General features: G+C 62.5%; 9 protein-coding genes and 1 pseudogene. 1 reads left to right on the forward strand and 9 read right to left on the reverse strand.

Going from position 1 to position 14533, the window contains the following annotated elements; genetic code table 11:
• Positions 1–211 precede the first annotated feature (211 nt).
• Positions 212–2989, reverse strand: coding sequence for an ATP-dependent Clp protease ATP-binding subunit (locus NCS02_RS20650; protein ID WP_250503211.1), 2778 nt, complete (start codon positions 2987–2989; stop codon positions 212–214).
• A gap of 897 nt (positions 2990–3886) precedes the next feature.
• Between NCS02_RS20650 and NCS02_RS20655 the strand changes: the two are divergent.
• Positions 3887–4933: pseudogene (locus NCS02_RS20655) on the forward strand (glycosyltransferase family 4 protein); the annotation flags it as partial.
• Positions 4934–5274: 341 nt separating this feature from the next.
• Here NCS02_RS20655 and NCS02_RS20660 read toward each other — a convergent pair.
• From NCS02_RS20660 to NCS02_RS20695, 8 genes are all read right to left on the reverse strand, one after another.
• The gene (locus tag NCS02_RS20660; RefSeq protein WP_008348044.1) at positions 5275–6660 is read right to left on the reverse strand and encodes a GntP family permease; all 1386 of its coding nucleotides are present in this window, start codon (positions 6658–6660) and stop codon (positions 5275–5277) included.
• A 142-nt stretch (positions 6661–6802) separates the two neighbouring features.
• Entirely contained in the window at positions 6803–7525 is a 723-nt protein-coding gene (locus NCS02_RS20665) for a GntR family transcriptional regulator (RefSeq protein WP_250503213.1), read from the reverse strand.
• A 136-nt stretch (positions 7526–7661) separates the two neighbouring features.
• Positions 7662–10397 carry an ATP-dependent Clp protease ATP-binding subunit gene (locus tag NCS02_RS20670; protein ID WP_034470945.1) on the reverse strand — a complete coding sequence of 912 codons (2736 nt, stop codon included), beginning with the start codon at positions 10395–10397 and terminating at the stop codon, positions 7662–7664.
• Positions 10398–10497: 100 nt separating this feature from the next.
• Positions 10498–11403, reverse strand: a complete 906-nt coding sequence (locus tag NCS02_RS20675) for a LysR family transcriptional regulator (protein WP_008348049.1) — start codon at positions 11401–11403, stop codon at positions 10498–10500.
• 77 nt (positions 11404–11480) lie between these two features.
• On the reverse strand, positions 11481–11918 hold the full coding sequence (gene aroQ / locus NCS02_RS20680) for a type II 3-dehydroquinate dehydratase (RefSeq protein WP_250503215.1): 438 nt from the start codon (positions 11916–11918) through the stop codon (positions 11481–11483).
• An 81-nt stretch (positions 11919–11999) separates the two neighbouring features.
• A complete protein-coding gene (gene aroE, locus NCS02_RS20685) occupies positions 12000–12845 on the reverse strand; it encodes a shikimate dehydrogenase (protein WP_250503329.1) in 846 nt (281 codons plus the stop codon).
• Positions 12845–14065, reverse strand: coding sequence for a CaiB/BaiF CoA transferase family protein (locus NCS02_RS20690; protein ID WP_250503216.1), 1221 nt, complete (start codon positions 14063–14065; stop codon positions 12845–12847). The genes aroE and NCS02_RS20690 overlap by 1 nt, the downstream gene beginning before the upstream one ends.
• The gene (locus NCS02_RS20695) at positions 14065–14532 is read right to left on the reverse strand and encodes a MaoC family dehydratase (protein ID WP_284504362.1); all 468 of its coding nucleotides are present in this window, start codon (positions 14530–14532) and stop codon (positions 14065–14067) included. Before NCS02_RS20695 ends, NCS02_RS20690 begins: the two co-directional genes overlap by 1 nt.
• Position 14533: the final 1 nt, after the last annotated feature.

Here is a 14533-nt window from a genome sequence, read left to right on the forward strand (position 1 = left end):
AAACAGAGCCAATCACACATCAAAAACACGACATCTGTATTTAGCCGGTGGTACGACATTTCAATTTTGCTTTGACAATTGATGCCGAGGCTCAATTCAAATGTCGTACTTGGAATTGCGACAGCTAGCGAATCGTCTATCCGTACGTGCCGCGGGGCGCCCGGTCGAACCCGACCGTGCGCGCTTCGGACGGCATTGGCAACGGCCGCGTTCAATGTTCGCTCTTGGCCGACTCCTTGCTGCGTTCCGCCGACTTTGCCCCGTTCTTCTTGCTCGCTGGACCGGACTTGTTTTGTTTCGGCTTCGCTTCGCCCTCGACCTTGGCGAACGTGATCGCGTCCTTGTCCTTGTCGTAGCTCACGTCTACCGTGTCGCCCGGAGCGAGCTTGCCGCCGAGAATCTCCTTCGCGAGCCGGGTCTCCAGTTGCTGGCGGATCTGGCGTTTCAGTTCGCGTGCGCCGAATTCGGGCCGATAACCCACATCGGCAAGATGATCGATGACCGAGTCCTGCACCCTGAGCTTGATGTCCTGAGCCGCCGCCGTGCGCGCGACGCGGTCCAGCTGTATCTGCACGATCGAGCGGATGTTCTCGCGCGAAAGCCCGTGGAACACGATGATTTCGTCGATGCGATTCAGGAACTCGGGGCGAAAGTGGCCTTTCAGCACGTCCATGAGCTTCTCGCGCATGGCTGCCTCGGTGTCGCGGTCCTTCTCGGTTCTCTCGAGGTTGTCCATGATGATGGACGCGCCAAGATTGCTGGTCGAGATGATGACGGTGTTGCTGAAGTCGACGACGCGGCCCTTGCCATCGGTGAGGCGGCCATCGTCGAATACTTGCAGCAGCACATTGTTCACATCGGGATGCGCCTTCTCGATTTCGTCGAGCAAGATCACGCAGTAGGGACGGCGGCGCACGCGTTCGGTCAGCTGTCCCCCTTCGTCATAGCCGACGTATCCCGGCGGCGCGCCGATCAGCCGCGCGACTGCGTGGCGCTCCATGTACTCGGACATGTCGATGCGGATCACCGCCTGCTCGTCACCGAACACGGTCTCCGCTAGCGCCTTCGCAAGCTCGGTCTTGCCGACGCCCGTCGGTCCCAGGAACAGGAACGTCGCGATGGGCCGGTGCGCTTGCCCCATGCCCGCGCGTGACAGCCGCACCGCATCGCTCACCGCGACCACGGCTTCGTCCTGACCGATCACGCGTTCGCGCAGCTTGCTCTCCATCTCGAGCAGTCTTTCGCGTTCTTCCTGCGTGAGTTCGGTGACGGGAATGCCGGTGAGACGCGAGACCACTTCCGCGACCGCTGCAACCGTCACTTCGAGCGTCTCCGATCCGGTCTTGCGCTGCCATGCCTCGGTCAGGTCGTCGAGCTTCGTCTGCTTCTCGTTGATGCGTTCCTCGAAGTTCTTCGCTTCATCGAAACGCTTGCGCGACGAGGCATAGGCCTGCTCGCGCTTCGACTGGGCGATTTCCGCTTCCAGCTCCTGCATTTCGGGCGGGCGCGACTTCGAGCCGATTCGCACGCGCGCCGCAGCCTGATCGATGAGATCGATAGCCTTGTCGGGCAAATAACGCGATGTGATGTAGCGGTCCGACAACTCCGCTGCTGCGACGAACGCTTCATCGGCGAAAGTGACCTGATGGTGCGCTTCGAGTTTGTCGCGCAAGCCGCGCAAAATGACGATGGTTTGCTCGACCGTCGGCTCCGGCACGAGCACCGGCTGAAAGCGCCGCTCGAGCGCCGCATCCTTCTCGATGTGCTTCTGGTATTCGTTGAGTGTCGTCGCGCCGATCAAACTCAGCTCGCCGCGCGCGAGCGCCGGCTTCAGCACGTTCGCGATGTCGAGTCCGCCCTCGCCGCCGCCCTGACCCGCGCCGACTATCGTGTGCAACTCGTCGATGAACACGATGAGTTCATCCTGCTTCGAAGTGATCTCGTCGATCACCTGCTTTGCGCGCTCTTCGAATTCGCCGCGATACTTCGCGCCCGCGACCATCGAATTGATGTTGATCTCGATGAGCCGCTTGTTGCGCAAGTCTTCGGGCACGTCGTCGTTCACGATGCGCTGTGCCAGCCCTTCGACGATCGCAGTCTTGCCCACACCCGGCTCGCCGATCAACACAGGATTATTCTTCTTGCGCCTCGCGAGCACCTCGATGGTACTTTCGATTTCTTGTGCGCGTCCGAGCACCGGGTCGAGTTTGCCTGCGCGCGCCATCGCGGTGAGATCGCGGCCGAACTTGTCGAGCGTCGGCGTGCCGGTCGGCGTATCGACGCGGCCGTCTTCCGCACCCTTGCCCACGACCTTCACCACTTTCTGGCGAAGCGCCTCGGGCGTGACGCCGTACTTTCGGAGGAGCCCCCCGGCGATGCTGTCGGTCACGGACGCAAGCCCTATCAGCACATGCTCGGGACCGACATAGGAATGGCCGAGTTCTCGCGAGGCCTGGAACGCGTACTGAAAAGCCTTCTTCAAGCGCGGCGAAATCGTCATCTTTTCGACCGGCGTATCGGGCGCGGCTTTGCCCTTTTGCGCGTGCTCGTCGATATAGCGGCGGATGTCGTCGGCAGAAAGCTTCAACTCCTTGAAGAGCGCCTGCACGACGTCCATGTCGGCCAGCACGTAAAGCACCTGCTCGGTGTCGAGTTCCGTCTTCTGCAATTCGTGCGCCTTTTCGGCGGCGCGTTGCAGAAGTTCCATCGTCTGCTCGCTGAAGGCATCGGTCACGTCGACGGACTCGCGCGGCACCGAAGCGACGATATCGTCCTCGTCTTCCTCGCCAGTGCCGTCCGTGTCACCCATCAGACGCGACAGACCTCCGCCGCCCAGTAAGGAATCGAAAGGATTCAGCATGGTTTGATGCCGCATCAACTGGCGATAGTCGTACTCGCAAATCGACATCGATTTGCGGCGGCCGTTCTGCACGACGGTTACCTGCGCAACCGCCGGACGGGCATGACAAATCTCGCAAAGGGCTGGCATATCAATCGTCTCCGGTTGGGGCGATTCGATACCTATGGCGCACAGCGCTGAGTTCTTTCGAACCGCCGGGTGTCGAGGGGCATCTCCTGACAAGTCTCTTTCGAACGTGTTCCTCCGTGCGGCGTGTCGGCTAATTCGCCGGCCGCGATGAAACGGATGCCTGACTCATCGCTAACGTTCATCGTGAGTGAGCGGTGGTATCGGACAGCATTCGACGTTCCGTTAAATGCCTGCTCTCTTGCACCGATCTTCTTTTCGCGTTGAATCATCGCGACCACGGGCAACGGGTGGCCGGTGGCTCTGCATTGGTGTCCACGCCAGGGGAAGCATCTCCGTGTGCTACGCGATGTGAGCGTTTCGCGAAACGGCTCGTCTCTGTGTCTGATCCGCGGCCCGTCACCAGATCGGTGCGCTTCGTCGTCCTGGACAGGTGCTCATGACGAGGCATCACCGATGCAGACTATGCGTGCGCGTCAACTGACCGAATGGCGACCCTTCCGGCTCGTGAACCTAGCCGCTGTTGCAACATCTGCAGCCAAGTGCAAGTTCTCCGCGATTACGCGATTACACGTCGCGCGCCACGCATCGATTAGATAGCCGTACCAATCGCACCGAATCTCGATGCTCATCCGCGAGCCGACTCTGTCGACATGAATCGGGCACGCCGATAGCTGCCGATTTCATCACGCACCGTCACGAATAATGCGCGGCGTTGGCACTCACTGTTTAGGATGGCGATAGATTGTCCGGATTCAACCAGCAATAGCAGAAGCTGTCTGCAAGGTGCCGGTCTGCATGAGAGGGGACGTCCCGCAGGGATGGGTGCGAGCGTCGCGAGCATGTCTGAGCACTCGCGTTGCACGAATCCGCAGGCGGGCCGCACTGGAGAACCAACCTATGCGAATCGCACAAATCGCACCGTTGCACGAAGCGGTTCCCCCGAAGTTATACGGCGGCACTGAGCGCGTGGTGTCGTATCTGACAGATGCACTCGTCGACCTCGGCCACGATGTGACCTTGTTCGCAAGCGGCGATTCGCAGACCCGCGCGAGGCTCGAACCAGCCTGGCCGCGCGCGCTGCGGCTCGATCCGGGCATCCGCGATTCGCTTGCCCCGCACATGCTGCTGCTCGAAACCGTTCGCCGCCGCGCGCATGAGTTCGACGTCTTGCACTTCCATCTCGAGTACCTGCCGTTCCCGCTGTTCTCTCAAAGCGATACGCCGTTCGTCACGACGCTGCACGGCCGTCTCGATCTGCCCGAGCTGCGCGCGATCTTCGCGACGTTCACGCACGCGAACATCATCTCGATCTCGGACGACCAGCGTAGCCCCTTGCCGCGCGCAAACTGGCTGAAGACGGTGTATCACGGCTTGCCGGACGGCCTGCTCACGCCGCAGCCGCACAAGAAGCCGGAATATCTGGCGTTCCTCGGCCGCATCAGCCCGCAAAAGCGTGCCGATCTCGCCATCGAAATCGCGGCGCGAAGCGGCTTGCCGCTGAAGATTGCGGCGAAGGTCGACAAGGCTGATGAGAAGTATTTCGCGTCGACGATTGAGCCGCTGCTTTCGCAGGCGCACGTCGAATTCATCGGTGAAATCAGCGAAACGCGGAAGCCGGATTTTCTGTCGGGTGCGAAGGCGCTACTGTTTCCGATCGACTGGAACGAGCCGTTCGGCCTGGTGATGATCGAATCGATGGCGTGCGGGACGCCGGTGATTGCGTTCAAGCGCGGAGCGGTGCCCGAGGTGATCGATCATGGCGTGACCGGTTTCATCTGCGAAGACGTGCAAGACGCGGTCGGCGCACTGCATCGGATCGACGAGCTGTCGCGCGCCCGCGTCCGCGCGCAATTCGAGCGCCGCTTCAGCGCCAGCAGGATGGCGCAGAATTATGTCGATGCCTATACGTCGATGCTGCACGCCGCCAAGCGCCCCGTGCCGCGTTGGGAATCGCCGAGGTGCGCGATGGACGGAAGACGGAACCATTGGAATGCCGACCGTAAGCGAAGCGACGCACTGACTTGCGAAACCATCGACGACAACGAGCCTGTGCCGCAACGAAAGTTTCAACGCGCTCGCTTCGGCGGTCCGAACATCGGCAGCGACAATCCTTGGACCTTCGCCCTTGCCATTCTGCGAGGCCTAGGCAGCTTGGCCACCCTAGGCTGGGCTTTGGGCACGGTTGTAGCCGTGGCCGTCACGAAGCTGCGCACGCGCGGTGATCACGCGCTTCGTCTGGAGTCGTCAGCGCTCCGATGACTGATTGCCGGCGTGTTCCCTGCAGTTCAGCCAACGTGGACTGCCGCGTTGAAGATCAGCGCCATCACCAGGCCAACCACAGCCACGATGGATTGAACCACCGAGATCGTTTTGGTGGCTTCGCCCATCGTCATGCCGAACGATTCCTTCACCATCCAGAAGCCGGCGTGGTTCGCATAGTTGAAGAACAGCGAACCGCAGCCGATGGACAAGGCCAGCAAAGGCAGGTTAAGGCTCGGATCGGCGCCGGCCAGCGGAGCCAGCAGACCCGCCGCGCCGACGATTCCCACCGTCGCCGATCCGGTAGACACGGACAGCAACATCGCGATCAGCCATCCGAGGATCAGCGGGGGAAAAGCGAAGTGCTGCGTCAGATGCACGATCGCCTCACCCACCTTCGCACTGGTCAGCATTTCCTGAAACGCGCCGCCGCCGGCGATGATCATGATGATGGAAGCAATCGGCTTGAGGCTGTTGCCGAGCGCGTGACGCAGCTTTTCGGCATCGCCGCCCCGGGCGAGGACCAGCGCCGCAACTGCGAAAAGTACGCCCAGCAGCATGGCTATCAGCGGATTGCCGAGGAAGCTGGCAACGTGCAGCATCGGTGCGTTCTTCGGCAACACCATCTCCGCCACCGCATGAACCAGCATCAGGATGGCGGGCAACAGGGCCGCCAGCACGCCGAGACCGACCCCCGCGCGGTGGCCATTGTCGGACTGTTCGACGACGGTGAACTGGTCCAGCAAGGCCTGATCGGGCCTGGTGCTCATGCGCGGCGAGATGAACGCGCCATAGAGCGGGCCGCCCAGAATCATCGCGGGAATGGCCGCCAGAAAGCCGTACAGCATGGTCGGCCCCACCGAAGTCTTGAGCGTGGCGATAGCCGTCAAAGGACCCGGATGGGGCGGCACCATGCCGTGCATCGCGGCAAGAGCCGAAATCACGGGCACGCCGACGTACACATAGGCCGAGCCCTTGAACCGGGCATGGCTTTCCAGCTTGCGCGCTACGCTGAAGATCAAGGGAAGCATGACGACCAGCCCCACTTCGAAGAACATCGGAATGCCGACCACGAAAGCCACGAGGGTCATCGCCCAGGGAATCATACGGTCGGAGGCGCGCCTCAGAATGGCCTCGGCAATCTGCTCGGTAATGCCCGCATCCGCGAGGATTTTGCCGAGCATCGCACCCAGCGCGATGACGACGCCCACCGCGCCCAACGTCTTGCCCGCGCCGTTGGTCAGATGCTTGACGATGCTTCCCGGCTCCATGCCGGTTGCGAACCCTACGCCGATTGAAACGACGAGCAAAGCGAGAAGCGGATGCATCTTGATGCGCGACACGATGAGCGCGACAAGCAGCACCACGCTGATCAGCGCGGTCAGCAACAAATCGATATCTAGACTGGTCATGGAATGAATCTTAGGTTTGGAATGGTTTGCCGAGCGTGCTCGTCAATCGATCGTGCTCGGAAAGGGAAGCATGGTCGCGTCGGCTTCAGGCGAACGGCCCTGAACCGGTTGCGCATGCCGTCTCCCAATCGCGGTTCTTTGGCTAGCGGATCTCCGCCTGATAGATGAATTCGCTGGCGGGTCCGCGCGAACGGCGCCACTCGAGCGGCTGCCGATCGTAGCCGCAGGCGAGACGCTCGATGACCACGGCAGGCGTCCCCGGCTCGATGTTCAAAAGCTTCGCGTGTCGCGAGCCGATGGCTTCGACGGTAAGGGTTTCCGTGGCGGATGCCACGATCTGATTGCACTGCGTCTCGTAGACCGGGTAAAGGAGGTCGCCGATCTCGCCCACGTCCATCTTCGCAAACGCCGCAAAACGTGCGTAGGGCAACCAGATCTCTTCGGCGAGCATCGGAACGCCGTCGATCAGCCGCACGCGCGACATCTGGATCACGCGCGCCGTGCTCGATATCTGCAGTCTCGCGGCTACCGCCGATGGCGCATCGACCACGTCCCGGCGCAGTATGCGACTCTCCGGAATGCGCCGTTCGCCTTGCCGTGTTTGAAAGCGGAAGAAGCGAAACAGGGAGCCGTCGAAGTTCGCGCGCCGTACGAAGGTCCCTCTTCCCTGAAAGCGCTCGAGCATGCCTTCCGCGACGAGCAGATCGACGGCCTTTCGCACTGTGCCGACAGCAAGGCCGTAGCTTTGAGAAAGCGCCTGCTCGGTCGGGATCGCTTCGCCCGGGCGCCATTCACGAGCCGCGATCAGGGCAACCATTTCATCCCGCAGGCGCTGATAACGGGGTAAGCGGCCATCGGCCTGCATGATCGTCTCCATCGAATTCATATATATGATTACATGTTTTCTCTCCGAATGGATCGGGGATAACCCTGCCGGATCATGACGCGACCGTCGCCCGTCGGCTTGAAAGACGCGAGGTTTGGCGTAGTGATGCTCGCGGTCAAGGTGTGGGCGGCGTGCCCTCGCCCGCCTGATTCGCCAGTCCCGCGCGCTTCACATCGAACGCGAGCCGCTTGTTCTCCGCGTCGTAGTGGCACTTCACTTGTGCGCCCTCGGTAACGTCGCCCTTGAGCATTTCCTTCGCCAACTGGTTTTCGATCGACTGCCTGATCTGCCGACGCAGTTCGCGCGCACCGAACTCGGGACGGTAGCCGACGTCCGCGAGATGATCGACGACGGATTCGTCGAACTCCAGCACGACGTCCTGGCTGTGCGCGAGGCGCTGCACCTGATCGAGCATCAGCCGAACGATCTGGCGCACCTCATCGCGGCCGAGCGAGGAAAACAGAATGATGTCGTCGATCCGGTTTAGGAACTCGGGCCTGAAATGCTGGCGCAGCACGCTCATCACGCCATTCTGAACCGATGCGTCCGCATCGCTCGCGTTGGTCGTGAATCCGAGCGTCGCGCGCTTCTGACCGGCGATCACGTCAGAGCCGAGATTGCTCGTCGCGATGATCAGCGTGTTGCTGAAATCGACCACGCGGCCTTTGCCGTCGGTCAGGCGCCCGTCGTCGAAGACTTGCAGAAGCACGTTGTACACATCGGGATGCGCCTTTTCGATCTCGTCGAGCAGGATCACGCTATAAGGCCGACGCCGCACGCGCTCCGTCAATTGCCCGCCTTCGTCATAGCCGACATAACCCGGCGGCGAGCCGATGAGCCGCGACACCGCGTGACGCTCCATGTACTCGCTCATGTCGACGCGCAGCATGGCGTCTTCATCGCCGAAGACGACTTCCGCCAGCGCTTTCGCAAGCTCCGTCTTGCCCACACCCGTCGGCCCGAGGAACAGGAACACGGCGATCGGCCGGTTGCGGCCCTGCAAGCCGGTACGTGCGCGCCGCACCGCGTCCGACACCGCAACGACCGCTTCTTGCTGCCCGATCACCCGCTTGTGCAGGCGCTCTTCCATCTGCAGCAGACGGGCACGCTCCTCCTCGGTCAGTTGAGTCACGGGAATGCCGGTGATCGTCGCGACGATCTCGGCGACGTGCGCGACCGTCACCGTCGACGTGTTCGTGCCGACGCGCTGCTTCCAGCTATCCGTGGCATCGCCGAGTTGCTTTTCCTTCTGCGCGATCTCGCTGTCCAAAGCATGCGCGCGGTCGAACTGCTTGCGCGATGCCGCATAGTCCTGTTCGCGTCGCAATTGCGCGAGCTCGGACTCCAGTTCGAGGATATCGGCGGGGCGCGATGTGGCCGACAGATTCACGCGCGCCGCGGCCTGATCGACGAGATCGATCGCCTTGTCAGGCAGAAAGCGCCCGGTGATATAGCGATCCGACAGTTCCGCCGCGCCGACGATCGCATCGTCCTGGATCGTGACCTTGTGGTGCGCTTCGAGCCGGTCGCGCAGTCCACGCAGGATATTGATGGTCTGCGCGACGGTCGGCTCCGCGACCAGCACCGGCTGAAAGCGCCGCTCGAGCGCCGCGTCCTTTTCGATGTGCTTCTGATACTCGGCAAGCGTGGTCGCCCCGATCATGTTCAGCTCGCCGCGCGCCATCGCCGGCTTGAACACGTTGGCGATATCCAGTCCGCCTTCGCCGCCGCCCTGCCCCGCGCCGACGATGGTATGCACTTCATCCACGAACAGCAGCAGCTTCTCGCGATTCGCGGTGATTTCATCGACGACCTGCTTCACGCGCTCCTCGAACTCGCCGCGATACTTCGCGCCCGCAACCAGCGAGTTGATGTTCAGCTCGACGAGGCGCTTGTCGCGGAGCGACTCGGGCACATCGCCGTTGACCATGCGCTGCGCGAGCCCTTCGACGACCGCGGTCTTGCCCACACCCGGCTCGCCGATCAGCACCGGATTGTTCTTGCGCCGGCGCGCGAGCACTTCGACCATGGTTTCGATTTCGCGCGCGCGTCCGATCACGGGGTCGAGATGCCCTTCACGTGCGAGCGCGGTGAGATCGCGGCTGAACTTGTCGAGATGCGGCGTGCGTGACGGCGGCCCGTCGCCGCGCGGCGGTCCGCCCGCGCCGACCGTCTGCGCGGTCTGCTGCCTGAGCGCCTGCTGATCGACACCGAGCTTGCCGAGCAATTGGCCCGCGAAGCTGTCGGGTACATCGGCAAGGCCGATCAGCAAATGCTCCGGCGCGACGTAGCTATGCCGCAGCTGACGCGATGCGAGAAAAGCGCGGTCGAGCGCGCTCTTCAGACGAGGCGACACGGCGATCATGCCGTCCGGCGGCGGGCTCGCGCGCTCGCGGCGTTGCGCGTTGGCGTCGATGAAGCCGCGGACTTCGGCCGCATCGATGCCGATGCTCTTGAGAATCGACTCGATGACGGCGTTGTTTGCAAGCTCGTAGAGCAGATGTTCCGTGTCGACCTGCGAGCAGCCGGATTGCACTGCGCGCTCGGCGGCGCGCATCAGCATCTCTTTCGCGCCGTCGCTGAAGTATCGGTCGATGTTCGCGCCTTCGTTTTCGTTGCGCCGCACACCGGCATCGCGCGGTTCTTGCTGTGCGGCACTTTCGGGCGCGGACGCCTCGCCGGGCGCGCCGCCCATGAACAGCGATTCGAGCGGCGAGAGCGCGCGCTGGTGCCGCGTGAGCTGCGCATAGTGAAAATCGCACACGTCGATGACGTGACGGCGGCCGTTGCGCAGCACTGCGAGGCGCACGGTCGCGGGCCGTGCGCCGCATACGTCGCACAAGTGAGCCATATTCGTCTCCTAGGTCGTGGCAGGGCACGCCGCCCCGGAGAGGAATTTGCTGCAACCGTTGTTCCTGCGCCCGGCGGAACGACGATTGCTATTCGCCCGTCTAGTTTTTCGCGAGGAACAGCTCAGCGACGACAGAGCGAAGCCAGCGGTTTCCCGCTTCGTCGTGGTACTTCGCATGCCAATGCTGCCGCACCGCGAACTTCTCTACCGGGAACGGGCAAGAGTGAACCGCAAGGCCATTCACTTTTGCCAAGGTTTCTCCAATGTTTCGCGGCAGCGTCGCGATCAGGTCGGTTGATTTGACAATCGATCCAAGCCCAAGCATTCCCGGAAGCTCCAGCACGACATCACGTTCGATTCCATCGCGCAATAATGCCTGTTCGAGTAACTGCGCACCCGTGCCTGCGGCGATGATGACGTGCCCTTCGCTGCGGTATTGCTTCAGTGTCAGCTTCGCGCGGACGCGCGGATGGTCCGGGTTGGCGAGACACACCCAATCCTGCATATAGAGCTGTTGCTGATACATTCCGCCGCCGAGCCACGGAACATGACCGATCGCCAGATCGGCCTCGCCAGATTCGAGCGCGCGCTCGGTGTTGCCGTCGATCCGCGCCGCCTCCAGACGGATGCCCGGTGCCTTGGCGCGCACATAGGCCAGCATCCGCGGAAGCAAGGTGATATGACTCGCGTCGGTCATGCAGATGCGAAACCGTCGCTTCGCCGTGACCGGATCGAAAGAAATCTCCCACGACGAGAATCTGCGAAGCGACTCGAGGATTTCCCTGCACGGACCGATCAGCGCATCCGCCTGAGGCGTGGGTGTCATGCCGCCTGGCGTGCGAATGAAAAGGGGATCCTGCAGATGTTCGCGCAAGCGCGCGAGCCAGATGCTAACGGTCGGTTGGGCCTGTCCAAGCTGCTCCGCTGCACGCGTGACGCTGCGAACGTCATAGAGAAGATCGAAGAGCTGAAGCAGCTTGAGGTCGGGCAGATCGGGCGTGGTCATGCATCCATTGTAGAACGCAATGTCGCTCTTGTGACCATTGCATCAGAGATGACGCACACCGGACCTGACTTTGTTTGTCACGCTGCCGCGGACACCGCCGCGCGCAGACCAAGGGAATAGCTTTCGATACCGAACCCGCATATCTGCCCCTTGACGATTTCCGCGAACACCGAATGATGACGGAAAGCCTCGCGTGCATGGATGTTCGACATATGAATCTCCACGACGGGCACGGTCAGAATGGCGAGTGCATCGCGGATGCCGTAACTGTAATGCGTCCATGCGCCCGCATTGACGAGCACGCCATCGACCTTGTCGGCAAACGCCTGATGGATGCGTTCGCACATGTCGCCCTCGCTGTTGCTCTGATAGCTTTCGACCGTTACGCCGAGTTGATTCGCGAGCGCCTGCAATTTCTCATCGATGTCGGCGAGCGTGGCCGTGCCGTACTGAACGGGATCTCGCTTGCCGAACATGTTGTGGTTGACGCCATGCAGCATAAGAAACGTTTTCATTCTTTCGTCCGAGTCTAATTGCAGACCGTTAATGTTCATTCCACCGATGTCTTCTCGACCGCTGCGCCTCTTTTCGCCGGATCAATCGAGCGGAACGGTCAGCCGCTCGATGAGCGCGCGCGTTTCTGGACGCACGCCCCGCCACCACGCGAACGCCTCCGCAGCCTGCTCGACCAGCATGCCCACGCCGTCAGCGATACTTTCCACCCCTGCATCGCGCGCCAGCCGCAAGAAAGGCGTGAGCCCCTTCCCGTAAGCGAGTTCATAGGCGCTTCCGCCGGCGCTGAAGACACTCGCTGGCACCGGCGGCAGTTGCCCGGTCAGGCTCGCGGATGTCGCGTTGATGACGAGGTCGAAGCGCCCCAGTGCCGCCAGGTCCGCATACCCGCACGCGGTGAGCGATCCGCCAGCAGTGTTCGATCGGGCGACCTGTTCGACAAGCGCACGCGCCTTGTCCACATGCCGGTTGGCGACGACGAGCTCGGCAGGCCGTGCCGCGACGAACGGCAGCAGCGCGCCGCGCGCAGCGCCGCCCGCGCCGAGGATCAGCACGCGCTTGCCGACCATCGGCTGATGCAGGTTGACTTCGATGTCGCGCCCGAGTCCGACGCCATCGAAGTTTTCGGCGATGATTCGGCCGCCCTCGAACTTCATCGCGTTGACCGCGCCCGAGAGCTCCGCTCGTTCGCTGCGCTCATCGGACATGGCGAATGCAGCGAGTTTGAACGGCGCGGTCACGTTCATGCCGCGGCCGCCCGCTGCAATGAAGCGCTTGACGCTATCGGAGAAGCCGCTGGCAGGTTCCACAGGCCCTTCGATGGCCTCATAGCTCATGTCCTGGCCGGTCTCTTGCGCGAAGAAGCCGTGGATGAACGGCGACTTCGTGTGCCCGATCGGATTGCCGATGACCGCGTATCGATCGCTCATCATGCCCCCGGCTTCGAGAACAGCACGCCGTCGGTCTGCATCGCATCGATCTCGGCCGCGCTGAAGCCCAGCGACCGCGCGACTTCCTCGTTGTGTTGCCCGAGATCGGGGCCGACCTCGCGAATCGACGTATCGCAGTCCGAGAAGCGAAACGGCAGGTTCGGCAGACGCAGCGTGCCCAGACGCGGATGCTCCTGTTCGATCACCATGCCGCGCGCGACGATCTGCGGATCGGCCACGACCTCGTCGATGCGTTGCACCTTCGCGCAGGGCACATCGACGCTGTCCAGCAGCGCGAGCACATCGGCGACGTTGCGTGCAGCGACCCACGGCTTCACGACCGCGAGAATGGCCTCGCGGTTCGCATTGCGCCCGTTCAGGCTGTGCAGGCGCGCATCGGTCGCGAAGCCCGCGGGGCCGCCATTTTGCTCGACGGCCGCGGCGAAGCGCTTCCACGATTCGTCGACCTGCGCGGCGATGACCAGGTCGCCATCGTTTGCGCGGAACACGCCGTATAAAGTCGATGTCGGCATGTCATGACCGGTCTGCTCGGGGACCACGCCCTGCATCGTGTAGCACTGGACGGCATATTCGTGCATCGAGAACAGCGTATCGTACAGCGCCATGTCGATATGCTGGCCGCGTCCGCTCTTCACGCGGCCGAGCAAGGCAGCGTTGATCGCGGCCACCGCATGAATGCCGGTGTACATGTCGCCGAGCGAAATCCGCATGAGCGGCGGCGGCTCGCCCGGGTTGCCGATCATCTGCATGATGCCGCTCTTCGCTTCCGCGATCAGCCCAAAGCCTGCGCGATGCGCGTCCGGACCCGTGTGACCATACGCCGAGATCGAGCAATAGACGAGACCCGGATTGCGCTCGGAGAGCGCGGCATAGCCGAGGCCGAGCTTATCCAGCGCACCGGGGCGATAGTTCTCGAAGAACACATCCGCCGAATCGCACAGGCGCTGCATGAACGCCTTGCCCCGCGGATCTTTCATGTCGACGCTCACGCCGCGCTTGCCCATGTTCAACTGGAGGAAGTAGGCGCTTTGCTGGTCGTCGAGGATCGTCGCGTGCTGGCGGCCTGCATCGCCGCTGCCGGGACGCTCGACTTTGATGACTTCGGCGCCGAGCGCGGCGAGACAGCGTCCGACATAGGGACCGGCGAGAAAGTGGCTGTAGTCGACGACGCGAAAGCCTTCGAGGGGACGGGCTTGCATCAGTAGGCTCCCGGACGGCGCGGGACCATCAGACGATGCTCGCCGCGTTGAACGACTTCGCCGTTCTGGTTGATCAGTTCGGACGGCAACACGACGATGCCCCAGCCCGGACGGCTCTTGCTCGCGCGCATGGACGTCACGCGAAACTTCACATGCAGCACGTCGTTGACCTTGATCGGCAGCACGAAGTCCCACGTCCAGCCGAGCGACATGCCCGGCAGGAAGCGATAGTCGCTCTGTGTCTTGAGGCCATCGGCGATCGACAGCCCGAACAGGCCATGCGCGACGATCGACCCGAAGTGGCTCGCGGTGGCATAGTCCTCGTCGACATGCACCGGCGTATGGTCGCCCGTGAGATCGGCGTAAGCGAGAATGCGTTCCTTCGTGACGGTGTAGGTCGGGCTGACGCACGCGTCGCCTTCCTGCGCATCGTCCCAGTATTTCTCGGTGATGTTGATGGTGCTCATG

Source organism: Caballeronia sp. NCF2 (genome assembly GCF_023631205.1).
GTDB lineage: Bacteria > Pseudomonadota > Gammaproteobacteria > Burkholderiales > Burkholderiaceae > Caballeronia > Caballeronia zhejiangensis.

Coding starts and splice junctions, on each gene's coding strand:
- NCS02_RS20675 (WP_008348049.1), bottom strand. CDS start 11,403: ATGACCACGCCCGATCTGCCCGACCTCAAGCTGCTTCAGCTCTTCGAT.
- NCS02_RS20695 (WP_284504362.1), bottom strand. CDS start 14,532: ATGAGCACCATCAACATCACCGAGAAATACTGGGACGATGCGCAGGAA.
- NCS02_RS20665 (WP_250503213.1), bottom strand. CDS start 7,525: ATGCAGGCCGATGGCCGCTTACCCCGTTATCAGCGCCTGCGGGATGAA.
- NCS02_RS20670 (WP_034470945.1), bottom strand. CDS start 10,397: ATGGCTCACTTGTGCGACGTATGCGGCGCACGGCCCGCGACCGTGCGC.
- NCS02_RS20660 (WP_008348044.1), bottom strand. CDS start 6,660: ATGACCAGTCTAGATATCGATTTGTTGCTGACCGCGCTGATCAGCGTG.
- NCS02_RS20690 (WP_250503216.1), bottom strand. CDS start 14,065: ATGCAAGCCCGTCCCCTCGAAGGCTTTCGCGTCGTCGACTACAGCCAC.
- aroQ (WP_250503215.1), bottom strand. CDS start 11,918: ATGAAAACGTTTCTTATGCTGCATGGCGTCAACCACAACATGTTCGGC.
- aroE (WP_250503329.1), bottom strand. CDS start 12,845: ATGAGCGATCGATACGCGGTCATCGGCAATCCGATCGGGCACACGAAG.
- NCS02_RS20650 (WP_250503211.1), bottom strand. CDS start 2,989: ATGCCAGCCCTTTGCGAGATTTGTCATGCCCGTCCGGCGGTTGCGCAG.